Origin of the sequence: Klenkia sp. PcliD-1-E (assembly GCF_024124375.1) — a bacterium.
Taxonomy (GTDB): Bacteria; Actinomycetota; Actinomycetes; order Mycobacteriales; family Geodermatophilaceae; genus Klenkia.
Genome location: NZ_JAMXRZ010000026.1, coordinates 1 through 19440 on the forward strand (window position 1 = coordinate 1; position 19440 = coordinate 19440).

The window sequence follows — 19440 nt, forward strand, 5'->3', positions numbered from 1 at the left end:
GGCGCGGCCGGACGGGTGGCCCGGGGGGTGGGCGCGGCGGAGCGCGGCGGCACGGTGCTCCCCCCGGCACCGGGTCGCGCCCGCGCCGGTGGCGGGCCGGAGGTCGACCGGTGTCCACCGAGGGCATCGGGACGGCGCGCGGGCCGGTTGAGGTGGCTGACCCCGACGGGGTGGCCGGGTCACCCCTCCGGGTGAGCAGGGGCCCACCACGCGCCGTGCTCGGCGCGCAGCGGCAACCGGGTGCGGTCGCCGTCCTCGGTGGTGACGACGAGCTCGACGCCCACGACGACCCGCCCGTCCGGCGGTGCCAGCCGGTCCCCCGTGGCGAGGGGGACCGGCGGCAACCGGAAGGTGTCGCCCTCGGGCACGGTCAGCGCTGGTCGAGGGGCACGAAGTCGCGGGCGGTGGGCCCGGTGTAGACCTGCCGGGGGCGGCCGATCTTCGTGGTGGGGTCCTCGATCATCTCGCGCCACTGGGCGATCCAGCCGGGCAGCCGGCCGAGGGCGAACAGCACGGTGAACATCCGGGTCGGGAAGCCCATGGCCCGGTAGATCAGCCCGGTGTAGAAGTCGACGTTCGGGTAGAGCTTGCGCTGCACGAAGTAGTCGTCGGTGAGCGCGACCTCCTCGAGCTGACGGGCGAGGTCGAGCAGCTCGCTGTTGCCGCCGAGCTTGTCCAGCACGGAGTCGGCGGTGGCCTTCACGATGGCCGCGCGCGGGTCGTAGTTCTTGTAGACCCGGTGGCCGAAGCCCATCAGCTTGACGCCGGGCTCCTTGTCCTTGACCCGCTTGACGAACTTCGGGATGTCGCCGCCGTCGCGCTGGATGGCCTCGAGCATCTCCAGCACCGACTGGTTGGCCCCGCCGTGCAGGGGGCCGAACAGCGCGTTGATGCCCGCGGAGACCGACGCGAAGAGGTTGGCGTGCGAGGAGCCGACCAGCCGGACGGTGGAGGTGGAGCAGTTCTGCTCGTGGTCGGCGTGCAGCACGAACAGCATGTCCAGCGCCTTGACCAGCTCGGGGTCGGCCTCGTAGGGCTCGGCCGGGAAGCCGAAGGTCATCCGCAGGAAGTTCTCCACCAGGCCCAGGGAGTTGTCCGGGTAGAGGAACGGCTGGCCCACGGACTTCTTGTAGGCGTAGGCCGCGATGGTCGGCAGCTTGGCCAGCAGCCGGTAGGTGCTCATCTCGACCTGCGACTGGTCGAAGGGGTCCAGGGAGTCCTGGTAGAAGGTCGACAGGGCGCTCACCGCCGAGGACAGCACCGGCATCGGGTGCGCGTCGAGCGGGAAGCCCTTGAAGAACTGCTTGAGGTCCTCGTGCAGCAGCGTGTGCCGGCGGATCTTGTTGTCGAACTCCTGCAGCTGGGCCGCGGTGGGCAGCTCGCCGTGGATCAGCAGGTAGGAGACCTCGACGAAGCTGGCCTTGCCGGCCAGCTGGTCGATCGGGTACCCGCGGTAGCGCAGGATGCCGGCGTCGCCGTCGATGTAGGTGATCGCGGACGTGCACGCGGCGGTGTTGACGAACCCGATGTCCAGTGCCACCTGCCCGGTGGTGGCCAGCAGCTTGCCGGTGTCGTACCCGTCCGACCCCTCGGTCGCCGGGCGCAGCGGCAGCTCCAGTTCACCCCCCGGGTAGTGCAGGGTGGCCGGACCGGGTACCTCGGTGTCTGCTGTAGCGCTCATCGGGACAGGACGCTACCGACTCCGGTGCCCCGGAGCACCACCGCCTCAGGGGTGGGTCATGGACAGCACGTCGAGGGCGGCGTCCAGCTGCTCCTCGGTGAGCTTGCCCTGGGCGACGTAGCCGCGCTCCACGACCACCTGGCGGATGGTCTTCTGCTCCTTGAGCGAGGTCTTGGCCACCACGGCGGCCTCCTCGTAGCCGATGTACTTGTTCAGCGGCGTCACGATCGACGGCGAGCTCTCCGCGTAGGTGCGGCACTGCTCCTCGTTCGCGGTGATGCCGTCGATGCACCGGTCGGCCAGCAGCGTCGAGACGTTGGCCAGCAGCCGGATCGACTCGAGCACGTTGCGGGCGATCAGCGGCAGGGTGACGTTGAGCTCGAAGGAGCCGGTGGTGCCGGCGAAGGTGACGGCGGCGTCGTTGCCGATGACCTGGGCGGCGACCTGGATCGCGGCCTCGGGCAGCACCGGGTTCACCTTGCCGGGCATGATCGACGAGCCGGGCTGCAGGTCGGGGAGGGCGATCTCGCCGAGGCCGGTGCGCGGGCCCGACCCCATCCACCGCAGGTCGTTGCAGATCTTCACCAGGCCGACGGCGATGGTCTTGAGCTGGCCGGACGCCTCGACCAGGCCGTCGCGGGAGCTCTGCGCCTCGAAGTGGTCGCGCGCCTCGGTCAGCGGCAGCTGCATGTCCGCGGCGAGCTTCTGGATGATCTTGGCGGCGAACCCGGGCGGGGTGTTGATGCCGGTGCCGACCGCGGTGCCGCCCAGCGGCAGCTCGCCGATGCGGGGGAGCGAGGCCTGCAGCCGCTCGACGCCGTACCGGATCGCCGCGGCGTAGCCGCCGAACTCCTGGCCCAGGGTGACGGGGGTGGCGTCCATCAGGTGGGTGCGGCCGCTCTTGACCACGGTGGCGAACTCGGTCGCCTTGCGCTCGAGGCTGGCGGCCAGGTGCTCCAGGGCCGGGACCAGGACGACGACGACGGCGCGGGTGGTGGCGATGTGGATGGCCGAGGGGAACACGTCGTTGGAGGACTGCGAGGCGTTGACGTGGTCGTTGGGGTGCACCGACAGGCCGGAGGCGTCCGAGGCCAGGGTGGCGATGACCTCGTTGGTGTTCATGTTCGACGAGGTGCCCGAGCCGGTCTGGAAGACGTCGATCGGGAAGTGGGCGTCCCAGTCGCCGCGGGCGACCTCCTGCGCGGCGGCGTGGATGGCCTGGGCGACGTCGCCGTCGAGCACGCCGAGCTCGGCGTTCACCGTCGCGGCGGCGCCCTTGATGGCGGCCAGCGCCCCGATGAGCTCGCGCTCGATGGGGGTACCGCTGATCGGGAAGTTCTCCACGGCGCGCTGGGTCTGCGCCCGCCACTTCGCGTGCGCGGGTACCCGGACCTCGCCCATGGAGTCGTGCTCGATGCGGAAGTCCTGCTCGGTGGCCACGCTGCTCTCCCGGTGGGTTGGTCTCGGCTCGGACGGCACCCAGACCCTAGACACCGGTCGCGGGACGCTCTCGGCCCGGCCAGGTCACCGGATGATCACGAGGGGTGGCCGTTCGTGGGACCGGTCCCTACGATCCGCACGCCAGGGTCCGGAACCGAGGAGTCCACCAGATGTCCCAACCCCCCTACCCGCCCAACGACGGCCAGCAGCCCTGGGGCGGTGGCGGTGAGCAGCCCGGGCAGTCCGGGCAGCCCTGGGGCGGCCAGCAGGGTCAGCCGGGCCAGTACGGCCAGCAGCCCTCCTACGGCCAGCCGGGCCAGTACGGCCAGCAGCCCTCCTACGGCCAGCAGTCGCCCTACGGCCAGGACCAGTACGGGCAGCAGAACCAGTACGGCCAGCAGGGGCAGTACGGCCAGCAGGGCCAGTACGGGCAGCCCGGGCAGTACGGCCAGCCGCCCTACGGCCAGCCCCCGAAGAACAACAAGAACACCGTGATCGCGCTGTCCATCGGCGCGGTCGTCGTGGTCGCGGCGGTCGTCGTGGGCCTCGTGCTGTTCCTGAACCGTGGCGACGACGACACCGTCGCCACCCCGACCAGCACCTCGCAGCAGACCTCCACGTCGGCCTCGCGCACGACGTCGTCGGGGGCCTCCTCCAGCTCCTCCGGCGGGGGGTCGGTGCCGGCGGGTGAGTCCCCGTCCGGCCTGGGCGACGACGCGTCCCTCGACCAGCTCGCCGACTCCTGCTACGGCGAGGACTGGGCGGCCTGCGACGACCTCTGGCTGACCTCGGACATCGGCAGCGACTACGAGGAGTACGGCTCGACCTGCGGCCAGCGGACCAGCGAGACGTACGGGGGGTGCGCGGACCTCTACGGCGACGGGTCGTCGAGCAGCTCGAGCGGTGGGTCCGGTGGCGGGTCCGGGGACGTGCCGCCGCCCGGGGCCAGCCCCGACGGTCTCGGTACCGATGCCGCCCTGAACCAGCTGGCGCAGAGCTGCTACGACGGCAACATGAGCGACTGCGACTCGCTGTTCTTCCAGTCCCTGGGCTCCGGCCTGGAGGCCTACAACGACTACGGCGACTCCTGCGCGGGTCGTCAGCCGACCGGCACGGGGACGCCCTGCATCTCCGCCTTCGACTGACCGACCGTGCGTCGGTACCTGCCGACGCACCCGACGACGACGGCCGGGCCCCTCGGGGACCCGGCCGTCGTCGCGCGCGGGATCAGTAGTCGGAGCCGGCGGCGGAGTACTGGTTCAGCTTCTCCAGCGAGTGCAGGCTCTCGATGGCGCGGATGGTGCCCGACCGGGAGCGCATGACCAGCGACTGCGTGGTGCACCCGCCGGCGCGGTACTGCACGCCGCGCAGCAGCTCGCCGTCGGTGATGCCGGTGGCGACGAAGAACACGTCACCGCGGACCAGGTCGTCGATGTCGAGCACCCGGTCGAGGTCGTGGCCGGCGTCGATGGCCTTCTGCTTCTCGTCGTCGTCCTTGGGCATGAGCCGGCCCTGCAGCGCCCCGCCCATGCACTTGAGCGCGCAGGCGGTGATGATGCCCTCGGGTGTGCCGCCGATGCCCAGCAGCAGGTCCACGCCGGTGCCCTCGCGCGCCGCGGCGATGGCGCCGGCGACGTCGCCGTCGGTGATGAACTTGATCCGGGCGCCGGCGTCGCGGACCTCCTGGGCCAGCGCCTCGTGCCGGGGCCGGTCGAGGATGACGACGGTGACGTCGGCCGGCCACGCCTTCTTGGCCTTGGCCACGCGGCGGATGTTCTCCTTCACCGGCAGCCGGATGTCGACCACGTCGGCCGCGATCGGCCCGGTGGCGATCTTGTCCATGTAGAAGACCGCGGACGGGTCGTACATCGCGCCGCGGTCGGCCACCGCGAGCACCGAGACCGCGTTCGGCATGCCCTTGGCCATCAGCGTGGTGCCGTCGACCGGGTCCACCGCGACGTCGCACTCGGCGCCGGTGCCGTCGCCGACCTCCTCGCCGTTGAACAGCATCGGGGCCTCGTCCTTCTCGCCCTCCCCGATGACGACGGTGCCGCGCATGCTCACCGTCTGGATCAGCGCGCGCATGGCGTCGACCGCCGCGCCGTCACCGCCGTTCTTGTCGCCCCGGCCGACCCAGCGGCCGGCCGCCATCGCTCCCGCCTCGGTGACCCGGACGAGCTCCAGCGCGAGGTTCCGGTCGGGGCGGATGCCGGTCGGCGGGGTCTGCTCGTGGAAGGCGGAGTGGTAGGTCGGGGCCGGGCCGTCGGGGACGGGCAGGGACAACGGAGGACCTCCTCGGGGGGCCGCCGGACCGCCGGTGCACCGCCGGTCGACGGGATGGGGGAGCGCTGCTGCGATCCTAGGTCCATGGCCGACACCGCACCTCAGGGTCAGCAGCGCTCCCCGGACGTCGAGCAGCAGATGGTGGCCAGCTCGTCGCAGGAGCGCGCGGCGAAGTTCACCGCGGCGAACATGGTGCGCTCGCTGCTGCCGCTGACGGTGATCGTGCTGGCCCTGGTCGGGCTGGTGGCGCTGCGGCAGAACGGCGTCGACCCGGTCCGCACGGTGGAGACCACGTCGGGCACCCAGCTGGCCGCGGCCCGGGCGGGCTACCAGCTGCTGGTGCCCCAGGGCCTGCCCGACGACTGGCGGGCCACCAGCGTGAACACCGACGCGGGCAACGCCACCGAGGCGGGCGACCCCGTCACGCTGGCCATCGGCTACCTCACCCCCGGTGAGGAGTACGCCGGCTTCGTCATCGGCGACGAGCCCCGGGCCGAGGACCTGGCCCGGGTGCTCGACGGCCGGTCGGGGGACACCCCGGTGCAGATCGGCGGGCGGCAGTGGACGCAGACCACCACCGCCCGCGGCGAGACCGCCTACCTGCTCGAGGACGGCGCCGCGACGGTCGCGGTCACCGGGTCGGCGTCCGACGAGGAGCTGCGCACCCTGGCCGCGTCCGTGCAGCCCTACCAGGCGGGGTAGCGGCTCACCCCTCGTCGGTGGGGGCGGCCCGCTGCAGCCGCTCGCGGGCCTCGTCGAGCCAGTGCTGGCACACCCCGGCCAGTTCCTCGCCGCGCTCCCACAGCGCCAACGACTCCTCCAGCGTGAGCCCACCGCCCTCCAGCTTGCGCACGACGTCGGCCAGCTCCTCGCGGGCCTGCTCGTAGCTCTGCGTCGGGGCCGGCTCCGGGGTGCTCACGGCTGCCCATCCTGCCGGTCCACGCGCACCGGGATGCGGCCGCCGGCCACCCGCACGAGCAGGGCCTGGCCGTCGGCCACCTCCTCGGGTGCGCGCACCAGGGCGCCGTCGGTCGTCTGCACCAGGGCGTAGCCGCGGTCCAGGGTGGCCTGCGGGGAGAGGGAGGCCACCCGCGCCCGGGCGTGCTCCAGGTCGCGGACGGCGAGGTCGACGCGGTGGGTGAGGGTGCGGGTGGCCCGGCTGCGCAGCGCCGCGACCTCGTCGCCGAGCCCGGCCAGCAGCCGCCCGGGCTCGGCCAGCGAGGGCCGGCTGCGCACCGACTCCAGCCAGCGCTCCTGTTGCTCCACCCGGGCGGTGACCAGTGCGCGGGCGCGGGCGCGCAACCCGTCGACGAGGCGCCGCTGCTCCCCGATCTCGGGCACCACCCGGTGGGCGGCGTCGGTGGGGGTGGCGGCCCGGACGTCGGCGGCGTGGTCGACCAGGGTGGTGTCGGTCTCGTGGCCGACACCGGTGACCACCGGGGTCCGGCAGGCCGCGACCGCCCGTACCAGGCCCTCGTCCGAGAAGGGCAGCAGGTCCTCCACCGAACCGCCGCCGCGGGCCAGCACGATGACCTCCACCTCGGGGTCGCGGTCCAGCCGCTGCAGCGCCTCGACGACCTCCTCGGCCGCCGAGGGGCCCTGCACGGTGCAGTGCCGGACGACGAACCGGACGGCGGGCCAGCGGCGCCGCGCGGTGACCAGGACGTCGCGCTCGGCGGCGCTGCCCTTGCCGGTGACCAGCCCGACGACGGCGGGGGCGAAGGGGAGCGGGCGCTTGCGGTGGACGTCGAAGAGGCCCTCGGCGGCCAGCAGAGTGCGGATCCGCTCGATGCGGGCCAGCAGCTCGCCCAGCCCGACGGCGCGGATCTCGGTGGCGCGCAGGGAGAACGACCCGCGGGCGACGTAGTAGTCCGGCCGCGCCCGGACGAGCACCCGGGCCCCCTCGGTCAGCGCCGCACCCGGCCGCTCGGCGACGTCCCGGGGGCAGGTGACCGGCACCGAGAGGTCGGCGGCGGTGTCGCGCAGGGTGAGGAACACCGTCGCCGACCCGCGCCGGGACAGCTGGGCCACCTGGCCCTCGACCCACACCTCGCCGAGGCGGCCGATCCAGTCGGCCACCTTGCGCGCCACGGTGCGAACCGGCCACGGCTGGTCCGGGGAGGACGGTGCGGTCACGGGCCCGAGCCTGCCAGGTGCACCTGCAGGGAGCTCCCAGCCGGCGCCCAGGGGGCCGGGGCAGGGTGCGATGCGTGCGCTGGGTGGTCGTGGGGAAGCTTCTGGGAGCCGTCGTCGTCGCGGGCGTGCTCGTCGCCGCCGTGGCCGGGCCGTGGCTGGTCGGGCTCGACCTGGCCGGCCGCGCCGCCGCCGACAGCCAGGGGCCGGTGTCGAGCAACGCGGTCGAGGAGGTCACCACCGCACCGCTGCCGGGCATCACGCAGGTGCTGGCCGCCGACGGGTCGCTGATCGCCGACTTCTACGACCAGGACCGGGTGCCGGTCACCGCCGCGCAGATCGCGCCGGTCATGGGGACGGCGCTGGTGGACATCGAGGACTCCCGCTTCTACAGCCACGGCGGCGTCGACCCGATCGGCACGCTGCGCGCACTGGTGACCGACGTGTCCAGCGGTGGCGCGGCGCAGGGCGGGTCGACGATCACCCAGCAGCTGGTCAAGCAGACCCTGCTGCAGCGGGCGACCACCAGCCAGGGCCAGCAGGAGGCCACCGCCGACACCCTCGCCCGCAAGCTCACCGAGGCCCGGCTGGCGCTGGCGGTGGACGCCCGGCTGAGCAAGGCCGACGTCCTCACCCGGTACCTGAACACGGTGTACTTCGGCCACGGTGCCTACGGCGTCCAGGCCGCGGCGCGGACCTACTTCTCCGTCGACGCCTCCGCGCTGACCCCGCTGCAGGCCGCCACCCTGGCCGGGCTGGTGCAGAACCCGTCGGCCGACGACCCGATCGCCCACCCCGACGTCGCGCAGGCCCGCCGGGACGTCGTGCTGCACCGGATGCACGACCTCGGTGACCTCTCCGACGCCGACCTGGCCACCGACCTGGCCACCCCGGTGACCACGGTGCCCGGGGGCACCCCGCCGCAGGGGTGCGCGCAGGCCCTGGTGGGCGGCTTCTTCTGCAGCTACGTGCGCGGGTACCTGACCGGCACGCTCGGGCTGACCGACCAGCAGCTCGACGACGGCGGGCTGACCATCCAGACCACCCTGGAGCCGGGGGTGCAGCGGGCCGGGGACGCCGCGGTGGTGCGCACGGTGCCGCAGGACAGCCCGCTGGCCGCGGTCTACGACGTCGTCCAGCCCGGCACCGGGCACGTGCTGGCGATGAGCGTGAACCGCACCTACGGCTGCACCGGCACCGGGTGCACCTCGGTGGACCTGCCGACCGCGGCCGCGCGCGGGTCGGGGTCGACCTACAAGCTGTTCACCGCGGCGTACGCGCTGCAGCACGGCTACACCGCGTCGTTCACCCAGACCACGTCGGACCCCTACACCTCGACGGTCTACAAGAAGAACGGCGGCACGCGTGGGGCGCCCTACGTGGTGCAGAACGCGGGCCACTACCCGGAGACCCTCGACCTGGCCGATGCGCTGGTGGAGTCCTCCAACACCTTCTTCGTGGGGCTGGAGGACCACCTGGGCAGCGTCGCGGGCCCGGTGCGGGAGGCGCAGAAGCTGGGTCTGGCCTCCTTGACCGACCAGGACGCCCAGCAGGTCATCGACGGCGAGGAGGGCTCGTTCACCCTGGGCCCGCTGGCCACCAGCCCGCTGGACCTGGCCGATGCCTACGCGACGGTGTTCTCCGGGGGGACGCAGTGCGACCCGACCCCGGTGACGGCCGTCCTGGCCGCGGACGGGTCCCCGATGACCGGTGCCGACGGCGCCGCGCTGGACACCGGCGACCACTGCACGGCCGGCGCGCTGCCGGCGCCGGTGGCGCACACGCTGGCCCAGGTCATGCGCGGGGACGTGCAGTCCGACATCGGGACGGCCAGCCGCGCCCGCATCGCCGGGCACGACATCGCCGGCAAGACCGGGACGACGCAGGGCAACGTGTCGGTCGCCTTCGTCGGGTCGACGCCCGAGTACACGGCCAGCGTGCTCGTGTTCAACCCGGACGAGAACGTCGACGTCGGTGGGTTCGGCGGCGGGAAGAGCGCGCAGATCTGGCACGACGCGATGGCCCCGGTGCTGGCCGCCGGGCCGACCGCGGCGTTCCCGGCCGCGGACCGTCAGGTGCTGGGCGTCCCCGCCGGCGGGGACTGCCCCTTCACCGAGGGCAACCTGACGCTGGTGTGCTGAACGGGGCCGGTCAGCCCTGCTCGCGGGCCAGCTTCTCCTTGCGGTTGCGCAGCAGAGTCAGGAACGGCGGGCGGGCCTGGTGCGCCTCCTCCCAGGCCAGCAGCTCGTCCACCGTCACCGGCTGGTAGCCGCGGAGGCGGCCGCGCAGCTGGGCGATGGTGAAACCCTCGTACCCGGTCACCGGCGCCTCGGCGGCCACCTCGTGCGCGGCGTCGATGGCCTTCTCCGACGCCGCGATGACCGCGTCGTCCTCGGCGGCGGAGTCGCTCATCCCGACGGCGAGCTCGTCGACGGTCGCGGTGATCTCGTCGGCCTCGGGGTCGTCGGGCAATGCGGCCACGTCGGCGTCGGTGAGCGCGGCACCCCCGAGGTCGGCGGTCAGGCCGGTGGCCAGCAGCTCCTCGGTGGCCAGCGTCTCGTCGGCGAGGTCGTCGTCGCCGATCGCCGCCGCCTCGTCGACGACCAGCACGGGCTCCTCGAACGGCTCGTCGGCCAGGTCGTCGGCTTGGTCGTCGACGGGGCCGTCGGCAGGGGTCCCGTCGTCGACCAGGTAGCCGTCGGGGGCGAAGGCGTCCTCGGGGTCGACCGGGACGCGGTCGAAGGAGGAGGTGCGCGACCCCAGGCCGCCGGTCGCGGTGGGCCGGGCCGGGGGCAGGTCGTCCTCGTCGTCGTCGAAGGTGGCCAGGCCGGGTTCGTCCTCGCCGCGCAGGCCGGTCAGCAGCTCGTCGCCGCGGGCGACCAGCCCGGTGTACTCCTGCTGCACCTTCAGGGCCGTCTGCATGGCCAGCCCGATGGCGCGGACGGGGAGACCGGGGAGGGTCTCGGGCAGCTTGCGGGCCTCGTCCAGCAGCGTGGCGGCCAGCCCGGCGGCGGCGCGGACGGGTTCGGGGATCTCACGGGCCATGGGGGAAGGGTGCCCCAGCGAGCGCTGCGGCGCGCCCGGAGGCCCACGTACCGTGGGCGCCATGCCTGCTGATCAGCGCGGACGTGTCCTGCTCGCCGACCCCCGTGGCTACTGCGCCGGTGTCGACCGCGCGGTGATCGCGGTGGAGAAGGCCCTGGAGATCCACGGCGCCCCGGTCTACGTCCGGAAGCAGATCGTGCACAACAAGCACGTCGTCGCCACCCTCGAGCGCCGTGGCGCGGTCTTCGTCGAGGAGACCGACGAGGTGCCCGAGGGCGCGGTGGTCGTGTTCAGCGCGCACGGGGTGTCCCCGGCCGTGCACGAGCAGGCCGCGGCCCGCCAGCTGCGCACCATCGACGCGACGTGCCCGCTGGTCACCAAGGTGCACAAGGAGGCCAAGCGGTTCGCCGCCGAGGACTACGACATCCTGCTGATCGGCCACCGCGGGCACGAGGAGGTCGAGGGCACGATGGGCGAGGCGCCCGAGCGCACCCAGCTCGTCGACGGCGCCGAGGACGTCGCGAACGTGCAGGTGCGCGACCCGGAGAAGGTCGTGTGGCTGTCCCAGACCACGCTGTCGGTGGACGAGACGCTGGCCACGGTCGACCAGCTCAAGGGCCGGTTCCCGGGTCTGCAGGCCCCGCCCAGCGACGACATCTGCTACGCCACCCAGAACCGCCAGCAGGCGGTCAAGCAGATGGCCGCCGAGTGCGACCTGGTGCTGGTGGTCGGCTCGACCAACTCGTCGAACTCCGTGCGGCTGGTCGAGGTCGCGCTGGAGGCCGGTGCCCGGGCCTCCTACCTGGTCGACTACGCCGCCGAGGTGGACGAGGCCTGGCTCGAGGGCGTCTCGACCGTCGGGGTGACCAGCGGGGCGTCGGTGCCCGAGGTGCTGGTGTCGGAGCTGCTGGACTGGCTGGCCCAGCGCGGCTACCCCGACGTGGAGACGGTGAAGGCGGCCGAGGAGCGGCTGGTCTTCGCCCTGCCGCAGGAGCTCAAGCAGCGCCGGCAGGCCCTCGCGGTCGACACCGCGACGGACGACTGACCGGCCACCGGTCCCGCAGCGGTGCGGGACCGGCCGGCCTCAGCGGCGGGTGACCGCCCGGACCAGGGCGACGACCAGGGCGGCGCCGACGGCGATGGCCATGGCGGGGAAGCCGCGGATGAGCAGCGTGGCGATCGTCGGCAGCGAGAGCGTGGCCGACGGCGCGAGGACGATGTTGACCAGCGCGACACCCACGAACACCAGCGGCGGGGCGACGGCGACGGTGGCCAGGTCGCGCCGGCGGACCAGCAGCCCGGCCGCGACGGTGGACCCGACGAGGGCGATCGTGGTGAGCGTGCCGAGCCCGACCCCGAGGTAGGAGTCGGCGGCCGCGGCGGCGAGGGTCACGAGGAAGACGCCGAGCACGCCGAGGGCGCCGGCCACCCCGCGCTGGGGGGCGGCAGCGCGGCGCGGGGCCTGGCGCTGGCTGCGGCCGGCGTCACGCCGGCCGTCACGGCGGGGGTCGCGGGCCCCGGGGCGCTGGGGCCGGGACGACCCCGAGGAGAGGTCGTCGAAGGACCAGTCGTCCTGCGCCACGGACCGGCTCCGGGGTGCTCCGGCGCGGGGCCTGGGAGCGTCGCCGGGGTAGCTGCGCTCGGGACGCACCGCACCCTCCCGCCTGGATCCGACTGCACTGATCGGTGCGATGGTGCACCTCCTCGCTGCCGACAGCACCCCTGCGGAGCCGCCGTTCGATCACCGCACGGTAACGGTCGAACCTGTCCGGCAGCTGGAGGTGCGCGCGTGCTGGCCGGGCGCGTCGCGCACGACCGGTCTCACCCGGTGCGCAGCTCCGGGTCGGGGGCAGGGTGCAGCTCGCGGACCTGGGCGCTGACCGGGGCCGGGGTGGGCACGGGGGTGGCGGAGACCCCGAGGTCGTCGAAGCGCCGGGCGGTGGTGAGGACCGACCGCTCGTAGCTGCCCACCGTGTCGTTGAACCGGCCCACCGCGGACCCGAGGGCGGCGCCGAGCTTGGTCAGGTGCCCGGACAGGGTGCCCAGCCGGGTGTGCAGCAGGCGGCCGACCTCCAGCACCGCGCCGGCGTCGCGAGCCAGCCGCTCGGTGCGCCAGGAGTAGGCGACGGTGCGCAGCAGGGCGAGCAGGGTGCTGGGGGTGGCGATCACCACGTCGCGGCCGAAGGCGTGCTCGAGCAGGCCGGGCTCGGCCTCCAGCGCCGTGGTGAGGAATCCGTCGGAGGGCACGAAGAGGACGGTGAAGGGTGCGGCGGGGTCGAAGGCGGTGGGGTAGCGGCGGGCGGCCAACGCCTCGACGTGTGCGCGCAGCTGGCGGGCGTGCTCGGCGACGCGGGCGACCCGGACGGTCTCGTCGGTGGCCTGCACGGCCTCGATCCAGCCGGCGAAGGGGACCTTGGCGTCGACCACCACGTGCTTGCCGTCGGCCAGGGTGACCACCAGGTCGGGCCGGACCCCTGCGCCCAGGTCGTTGACCGAGGAGGGCTGCTGCACGAAGTCCGCGTGCTCGAGGAGGCCCGCGACCTCGACCAGCCGGCGCAGCTGCACCTCGCCCCACCGGCCGCGCACGTGCGGGGTGCGCAGCGCGGTGACCAGGGCCGCGGTCTCCTGGCGCAGCAGCGCCGAGGTCTGCCCCACCGTGCCCACCTGCTCGCGCAGCTCGCCGTGCGCGGTGGCCCGGTCGCGCTCGATGCCGGCCAGCAGCCGGTGCAGGTGGTCCAGCGACTCGTGCACCGGCTCCAGGCCGTCGGGCTGCGGGGCGCGGCGCCGGACCACGGCGACGACCCCGAGGGTGACCGCGGTGGCCAGCAGCGCACCGACGAGCAGGCCCAGCAGCAGGGAGGCGGCGTCCATGCCCGGGAGGGTGCCCGAGGGGTCCGACAGAACCGGTCAGGCAGGCGCCGGGGTGGGCACGGGCGCGTGCGCCGCCTCGTGGTCCAGCAGCCAGCGCTTGACCGGCGTCCCCCAGCGGAAGCCGCCGAGCCCGCCGCCGGTGGCCAGCACCCGGTGGCACGGGACGAACAGCGCGGCGGCGTTGCGGGCGCACGCCCCGGCCGCGGCGCGCACCGCGGCCGGGCGGCCGCACCGGGCGGCGAACTCCGCGTAGCTGTCGGGCTGCCCGGCCGGCACGGTGCGCAGCACCTCCCAGGCCTCCTGCAGGAAGGGGCCCGACCGCTGCCGGACCGCCACCCCGTCGATCGCCGCGACGTCGCCGGCGTGGAAGGCGTCGACGACGTCGAGCACGGGCAGCCGCTCCACTGCGGTGACCTCGGCCGGCCGCAGCGAGCGGTGCACCACGGGGAGCAGGTCGCCGATGTCGGCGGTCCAGCCGCTGGCGAGCACCGCGTCGTCCTGCACGAGGACGGTGAAGGGCCCGATCGGGGTCCCGGTGGTTGCGTGCAGCGCGGTCATGGCGAGTCCTCGGGGTGGCGGGTGAACAGGGCGGGGGCGGACATCGCCCACAGGTGCAGCACGGCGTAGGAGCGCCAGGGCCGCCAGCGGGTGGCGGCGTCGGCGTCCGAGCTGCCGAGCGCCGTGAGCGCGCGGCGCAGGGCGAGGTCGCCGGGCAGCCAGACATCGGGGTCACCGAGGCCGCGCAGTGCGACGAGCGCGACGGTCCACGGCCCGATGCCCGGCAGCGCCAGCAGAGCGCGGCCGGCCTCGGCGCGGTCGGCCCCCGGGCCCAGGTCGACGTCCCCGCCGGCCAGCGCCGCGGCGAGGGCGTGCACGGTGGCGCGCCGCTTGCCCGTCAGCCCGACGGCGCCGAGGTCGGCGTCGACGAGCGCCTGCGGCCGGGGGAAGGCGTGGGTGAGCGTGCCGACCGGCTCGGGCAGCGGGGTGCCGGCGGCGGTGAGCACGCGGGCGGTGAAGGTGCGGGCGCCGGCCAGGGAGACGTGCTGGCCCAGCACCGCGCGGACGGCGGCCTCGGCGGCGTCGGGGTGGGTGGGCACCCGCCGCCCGGGCGCGGCACGGACCAGCCGGGTCAGCGCGGGGTCGGCGGCGAGCACGTCGTCCACGGCCGTGGGGTCGGCGTCCAGGTCGAGCAGGTGCCGGCAGCGGGCCACCGCCGTCCCCAGGTCGCGCAGCTCGCCCAGGTGCAGCCGGGCGGTGACCGAGGCGCCGTCGGCACCGGGGGAGAGCCGGACGACGCCGGGGCCGTGGGGGAGGTCGAGGACGCGGGAGAAGGTGGTGCCGTCCCACTCCTCCAGACCGGGGACGGCGTGGCCGCCGAGGAACAGCAGCACCTCCGGCGCGCTGAACGGGGCGCGGGCGGCCAGCCGCAGGGTGAACCAGCCCGACGGGCCGTGCGCGGCCCGCGAGCGGGACCCGCGCAGCCCGGTCGGGGTGGTGGCGAAGACCTCGCGGACGGTGTCGTTGAACTGCCGGACGCTGGCGAACCCGGCGGCGAAGGCGATGTCGGCGACGGGCAGGTCGGTGGTCTCCAGCAGCACCCGGGCGGTCTGCGCACGCTGGGCGCGGGCCAGGGCGAGCGGGCCGACGCCGAGCTCCCCGACCACCAGCCGGTGCAGCTGCCGCTCGCTGTAGCCCAGTGCGGACGCCAGCCCGCGCACGCCGCTGCGCTCGACCTCGCCGTCGGCGACCAGCCGGACGGCGCGGGCCACGACATCGGCCCGGACATCCCACTCCGGCGAGCCGGGGACGGCGTCCGGGCGGCAGCGGCGGCAGGCGCGGAAGCCGGCCGCCTGGGCGCCCGCCGCCGTGGGGTGGAAGGAGACGTTGCCCGGCAGCGGCGTCCGGGCCGGGCAGGAGGGGCGGCAGTAGATGCCCGTGGTGTGCACCGCGGTGAAGAACCAGCCGTCGAAGCGGGCGTCGCGGCTGGCGACGGCGCGGTAGCAGCGCTCGTCGTCCAGTCCGCGTCCTTCGAGCAGCTCGGTCACGGGACCGAGCATGCCAGCGGGGCCGGAGGGGTTCTGGCGGGAATCGGACACGACGGTGGGGCCCCGTACCCTGGCTCCCCGTGAGTCTCACCATCGGGATCGTCGGCCTGCCCAACGTCGGCAAGTCGACCCTGTTCAACGCGCTGACCAAGAACGACGTGCTGGCGGCGAACTACCCGTTCGCCACCATCGAGCCGAACGTGGGCGTCGTCGGCGTCCCCGACACCCGACTGGGTGTGCTGGCGCAGCTGTTCGGCAGCGCGAAGACCATCCCGGCGACGGTGTCCTTCGTCGACATCGCCGGCATCGTGCGGGGCGCCAGCGAGGGGCAGGGGCTGGGCAACAAGTTCCTCGCCAACATCCGCGAGTCCGACGCGATCTGCCAGGTCATCCGGGTGTTCGCCGACCCCGATGTCGTGCACGTCGACGGCAAGGTGTCCCCGAAGGACGACATCGAGACGATCAACACCGAGCTCCTGCTCGCGGACCTGCAGACGCTGGAGAAGGCGGTCCCGCGGCTGGAGAAGGAGATGCGCAAGGACAAGGACCGCAAGGCCCTGTACGACGCCGCGGTCGCCGCGCAGCAGGTGCTGGACGGCGGGCAGACCCTGTTCGCCGCTGGGGTGGACACCGAGCCGCTGCGCGAGCTGGGCCTGATGACCACCAAGCCGTTCCTCTACGTGTTCAACGTCGACTCGGACGAGCTGGGCAACACCGAGCTCCTCGACGAGCTGCGCGCGCTGGTCGCCCCGGCCGAGGCAATCGTGCTCGACGCGCAGACCGAGGCCGAGCTGGCCGAGCTGCCCGACGAGGAGGCCGCCGAGCTGCTGGCCGCCGTCGGGCAGGAGGAGCCGGGCCTGCACCAGCTCGCCCGGGTCGGGTTCGCCACCCTGGGCCTGCAGACCTACCTGACCGCCGGCCCCAAGGAGTCGCGCGCCTGGACCATCCCGGTCGGGGCCACCGCGCCCCAGGCCGCCGGGGTCATCCACACCGACTTCCAGCGCGGCTTCATCAAGGCCGAGGTGGTCTCCTTCGGCGACCTGGTCGCCGCCGGCTCGATGGCCGAGGCCAAGTCCCGCGGCCAGGTGCGCATCGAGGGCAAGGACTACGTGATGGCCGACGGCGACGTGGTCGAGTTCCGCTTCAACGTCTGAGATCCCGCTGCGGGTCGTCGCGTCCGGCCGACCCGTAGCGGGCCCGCAGCACCGGGTCGGCCAACCACCACGGCTCCCCGGTCGGTGCCGCCCGGTCAAGCTCGGCGTCCACCCGCACCGCCTCGCGGCGCTCGACCCGGATCCACTGCAGCACGGTGAGCACCAGGAACGGCAGGTCCAGCACCTCGGCGACCGTCCACAGCAGGCCCCCGGCCGACTGCTGCCCGGCCAGCCACCCGGGCGCGTCGAACCACGGGACCGTCAGGTGCGTCTCCAACCGCAGGACGATCCCCGGCACGGCGTCCAGCAGCAGCTCGACCACACCGACGGCCAGCGCCGCACCGACCGCCAGCGAGCTGCGCGCGTCGTCGCGGTCCACCAGCGGCAGCGCCACCACCGCACCCACGGCGAGCAGCGCGAGGTGCAGCGCCCAGGAGACCGGTTCCGAGGACAGCGCGAGCTGGCCCACCCCGCCGAAGAACAGCAGGCCGCAGACCACGGGCACGTACAGCGGTGACAGCGCCGGGTGCCCCACCAGCCGCAGCACCCGCGGCGTCCGGTGCGTCCCCCGCAGCAGCGCCACCGGCTGGCCCGCGACCAGCAGGACGGGGACGACGAGCAGCAGGAGCAACTCCTGCGCGGTCCACACCCACTCGACCTGCTCACCGCGCACCTGCAGGATCCCCGAGGTCGTCCACGCAGCCAGCAGCACGCCTGCCGCGAACGCCACGTCCCGCAGCACCGGCCACGGCTGCCCGGCGGCCCGCAGCCGCAGGCGGGCCCGGACCACCAGCCCGACGAGGACGGCGAGCGCGGCGGTGGTCAGCCAGTCCGGCCGCCACTGCAGGAGCACCCCCACGGACGCCGATGGTGCCGCCCGCACCTGTGGGACGGCTGGCACCCGCGGCGCGGTCTAGCGTGGGCCCATGTCGCTGACGCTGGGCACCGGACCGCTCGCCCGCCCCCCGCAGGGCCAGCTCAACGTCGACCTGTGGTCGGTCGCCCCGGCCCACGCGCTCTACCTGCACCCGGTGCCCGAGCGGGTCCGCGGGCTGGTCGGCGACCAGGTGGTCGTGGACACGACCGGCGCGCAGCTGCTGCACGAGACCGGTCTGCTGCCACGCTGGTACCTGCCGCTCGCCGACGTCGCCCCCGGCGTCCTCACCCCGAGCGCGACCCGGACCACCTGCCCCTTCAAGGGCGAGGCAAGCTACTGGGACCTGCAGGTCGGGGACCACCGGGTCGCCGACGCCGGCTGGAGCTACCCCGAGCCGATCGAGGGGTGCCCGCCGCTGGCCGGCCTCGTGTCGTTCGAGATGTCGAGCCTGGACACCTGGCTCGTGGAGGACGACGTCGCGCTGGGGCACCCCCGCGACCCGTTCCACCGGGTCGACGCCCGGCGCTCCTCCCGGCACGTCACCGTCCGGGTGGGCGGTGAGGTCGTGGCCGAGACCGGCGCCCCGGTCGCGGTGGTCGAGACCGGTCTGCCGGTGCGCTGGTACGTGCCCGAGGCCGACGTCCGCACCGACGTGCTGACCCCCAGCGACACCAGCACGGTGTGCCCCTACAAGGGCGTGGCCGGCTACGAGCACGTCACCGTCGGCGGACGCCGGTACGACGACGTCGCCTGGCACTACGCCGAGCCGTTCCCCGAGGCGGTGACCTTCGCCGGTCACCGGTCCTTCGACGGGGACGGCGTCGACGTGCAGGTGGAGATGCGTCCCTGAGGTCAGGCGGTCGGCGCCACGAAGACGTCGTCCAGGGTGACCGTGGTCAGGCCGCGCGAGTCGAGGATCTGGCGCAGCTGCGGGAACACCGTGGTCACCGGGGTGAAGTTCAGGTGCCCGATCACGATGTGCTGCGGCAGGAACCACTGGTCGGCGAAGCCGAGCAGCGCCTCCGGGGTGATCAGCGCCGAGTCCGACAACGACCCGTACCAGAGCACCGGGCAGGTGTAGCCGATCTCGGCGGCGGCGGCATCGGTGGCGGGGTTGCGGTACCCGTAGGGCGGGCGGTAGTAGGGCCGCATGTCCACGCCGTAGGTGGCCTGCACGAAGTCGTGGTTGCGCTGCAGCTCCTCCTGGATGCCCGCCGCCGACAGCGACGTCAGGTCCGCGTGGCTCCAGGTGTGGTTGCCCAGCTGGATGCGGCCGTCGGCGACCAGGGGCCGCAGCAGGTCGGCGTTCTCGGTCCACGCCGGCTTGGAGCCGTTGAGGAAGAAGGTCAGCCGGGTGCCGGTGTCCCGGCCGAACTCGGTGTAGGCGCGCACCACCGAGCTGTCGTCGCCGTCGTCGACGGTCCAGGCCAGCAGCGACCCCTCGCCGGGCAGGCCGGTGAGCTTCCCCGGCGGGATGGGCACCCGGGTCAGCTGCGGCGCCGGGAACGTGGGGGACGGCGTCGTGGTGGGGGCGGTGGTGGTCGGCCGCGCGGTGCTGGACGGTGCGGCCTGCGTGGCGGGCGGCGTGCTGCACCCGGCGAGCACCGCGGCACCCCCGGCGAGGGCGGTCGCGAGGAAGCGTCGGCGGTCCACGGCGGTGAGGCTACGTCGGGTGCGGTCGGTGGCCGGGCCTCCGGGGCGGGTGTCGGGCTGCCGATAGCAGCGGCATGACCAGGACGGTGTGCGAGGCCCTGCAGCGTGCGGGGGCGGTGGCCGCGACCCTGTCGGCCGACCCCGGTGGCGACGACCTGTTCACCGCGGCGGGCTGGCTGAGCACCGCGGTCACCGAGGCGCTGGAGGCGCGCGACCTGGCGGTGCTGGCGCCGCTCTGACGGCCGTAGGGTCGGGGCC

At 74.3% G+C, this 19440-nt stretch carries 20 protein-coding genes; 7 read left to right on the top strand and 13 right to left on the bottom strand.

From position 1 onward, the window contains the following. Positions 1-179: 179 nt before the first annotated feature. The 3 genes from NH342_RS07240 to NH342_RS07250 are packed head-to-tail and all read right to left on the bottom strand — an operon-like array spanning position 180 to position 3121. On the bottom strand, positions 180-368 hold the full coding sequence (locus NH342_RS07240; protein ID WP_253013182.1) for a hypothetical protein: 189 nt from the start codon (positions 366-368) through the stop codon (positions 180-182). A 2-nt stretch (positions 369-370) separates the two neighbouring features. After that, a complete protein-coding gene (locus NH342_RS07245; protein WP_253013184.1) occupies positions 371-1681 on the bottom strand; it encodes a citrate synthase in 1311 nt (436 codons plus the stop codon). Between the two features lie 45 nt (positions 1682-1726). Continuing rightward, positions 1727-3121: an aspartate ammonia-lyase gene (locus NH342_RS07250; protein ID WP_253013186.1), complete on the bottom strand. Its 1395-nt coding sequence runs from the start codon at positions 3119-3121 to the stop codon at positions 1727-1729. A 170-nt stretch (positions 3122-3291) separates the two neighbouring features. Between NH342_RS07250 and NH342_RS07255 the strand changes: the two genes are divergently transcribed. Further along, positions 3292-4266, top strand: a complete 975-nt coding sequence (locus tag NH342_RS07255; protein ID WP_253013188.1) for a hypothetical protein — start codon at positions 3292-3294, stop codon at positions 4264-4266. A gap of 82 nt (positions 4267-4348) precedes the next feature. Here the strand turns inward: NH342_RS07255 and glpX are convergent, their stop codons facing one another. Then, positions 4349-5404, bottom strand: a complete 1056-nt coding sequence (gene glpX, locus NH342_RS07260) for a class II fructose-bisphosphatase (protein WP_253013190.1) — start codon at positions 5402-5404, stop codon at positions 4349-4351. Between the two features lie 84 nt (positions 5405-5488). Here glpX and NH342_RS07265 point away from each other — a divergent pair, with 84 nt between their 5' ends. Continuing rightward, a complete protein-coding gene (locus NH342_RS07265; RefSeq protein WP_253013192.1) occupies positions 5489-6106 on the top strand; it encodes a DUF4245 domain-containing protein in 618 nt (205 codons plus the stop codon). Between the two features lie 4 nt (positions 6107-6110). Here the strand turns inward: NH342_RS07265 and NH342_RS07270 are convergent, their stop codons facing one another. Further along, entirely contained in the window at positions 6111-6323 is a 213-nt protein-coding gene (locus NH342_RS07270) for an exodeoxyribonuclease VII small subunit (protein WP_253013194.1), read from the bottom strand. Next, the gene (gene xseA, locus NH342_RS07275; RefSeq protein WP_253013196.1) at positions 6320-7540 is read right to left on the bottom strand and encodes an exodeoxyribonuclease VII large subunit; all 1221 of its coding nucleotides are present in this window, start codon (positions 7538-7540) and stop codon (positions 6320-6322) included. The genes NH342_RS07270 and xseA overlap by 4 nt, the downstream gene beginning before the upstream one ends. A 74-nt stretch (positions 7541-7614) precedes the next feature. Between xseA and NH342_RS07280 the strand changes: the two genes are divergently transcribed. Then, positions 7615-9678 (top strand): transglycosylase domain-containing protein, encoded by a 2064-nt coding sequence (locus NH342_RS07280; protein WP_253013198.1) that lies wholly within the window; start codon positions 7615-7617, stop codon positions 9676-9678. A gap of 10 nt (positions 9679-9688) precedes the next feature. On the opposite strand, the gene NH342_RS07285 is transcribed toward NH342_RS07280, so the two are convergent. Then, entirely contained in the window at positions 9689-10582 is an 894-nt protein-coding gene (locus NH342_RS07285) for a lipid droplet-associated protein (RefSeq protein WP_253013200.1), read from the bottom strand. A 61-nt stretch (positions 10583-10643) separates the two neighbouring features. Between NH342_RS07285 and NH342_RS07290 the strand changes: the two genes are divergently transcribed. Beyond that, entirely contained in the window at positions 10644-11627 is a 984-nt protein-coding gene (locus tag NH342_RS07290) for a 4-hydroxy-3-methylbut-2-enyl diphosphate reductase (RefSeq protein WP_253013202.1), read from the top strand. Positions 11628-11666: 39 nt separating this feature from the next. On the opposite strand, the gene NH342_RS07295 is transcribed toward NH342_RS07290, so the two are convergent. From NH342_RS07295 to NH342_RS07310, 4 genes are all read right to left on the bottom strand, one after another. Then, positions 11667-12164 (bottom strand): DUF6542 domain-containing protein, encoded by a 498-nt coding sequence (locus NH342_RS07295; RefSeq protein WP_253013204.1) that lies wholly within the window; start codon positions 12162-12164, stop codon positions 11667-11669. A gap of 239 nt (positions 12165-12403) precedes the next feature. After that, entirely contained in the window at positions 12404-13453 is a 1050-nt protein-coding gene (locus NH342_RS07300; RefSeq protein WP_253013206.1) for a DNA recombination protein RmuC, read from the bottom strand. 36 nt (positions 13454-13489) lie between these two features. Further along, positions 13490-14011: a methylated-DNA--[protein]-cysteine S-methyltransferase gene (locus NH342_RS07305; protein ID WP_253013208.1), complete on the bottom strand. Its 522-nt coding sequence runs from the start codon at positions 14009-14011 to the stop codon at positions 13490-13492. Next, a complete protein-coding gene (locus NH342_RS07310; protein WP_253013210.1) occupies positions 14008-15498 on the bottom strand; it encodes an AlkA N-terminal domain-containing protein in 1491 nt (496 codons plus the stop codon). Before NH342_RS07310 ends, NH342_RS07305 begins: the two co-directional genes overlap by 4 nt. An 80-nt stretch (positions 15499-15578) precedes the next feature. Here NH342_RS07310 and ychF point away from each other — a divergent pair, with 80 nt between their 5' ends. Continuing rightward, complete coding sequence (gene ychF, locus NH342_RS07315; RefSeq protein WP_253013212.1) at positions 15579-16652, top strand: redox-regulated ATPase YchF; 1074 nt, start codon at positions 15579-15581, stop codon at positions 16650-16652. Here the strand turns inward: ychF and NH342_RS07320 are convergent. After that, positions 16642-17511 (bottom strand): cytochrome c oxidase assembly protein, encoded by an 870-nt coding sequence (locus tag NH342_RS07320; RefSeq protein ID WP_253013214.1) that lies wholly within the window; start codon positions 17509-17511, stop codon positions 16642-16644. The genes ychF and NH342_RS07320 overlap by 11 nt on opposite strands. 67 nt (positions 17512-17578) lie before the next feature. Here NH342_RS07320 and NH342_RS07325 point away from each other — a divergent pair, with 67 nt between their 5' ends. Beyond that, the gene (locus NH342_RS07325) at positions 17579-18379 is read left to right on the top strand and encodes a DUF427 domain-containing protein (RefSeq protein ID WP_253013218.1); all 801 of its coding nucleotides are present in this window, start codon (positions 17579-17581) and stop codon (positions 18377-18379) included. Positions 18380-18381: 2 nt separating this feature from the next. On the opposite strand, the gene NH342_RS07330 is transcribed toward NH342_RS07325, so the two are convergent. Beyond that, positions 18382-19182 carry a polysaccharide deacetylase family protein gene (locus NH342_RS07330; RefSeq protein WP_253013230.1) on the bottom strand — a complete coding sequence of 267 codons (801 nt, stop codon included), beginning with the start codon at positions 19180-19182 and terminating at the stop codon, positions 18382-18384. Between the two features lie 74 nt (positions 19183-19256). Here NH342_RS07330 and NH342_RS07335 point away from each other — a divergent pair, with 74 nt between their 5' ends. Next, positions 19257-19421, top strand: coding sequence for a hypothetical protein (locus tag NH342_RS07335; RefSeq protein WP_253013232.1), 165 nt, complete (start codon positions 19257-19259; stop codon positions 19419-19421). Positions 19422-19440 lie beyond the last annotated feature (19 nt).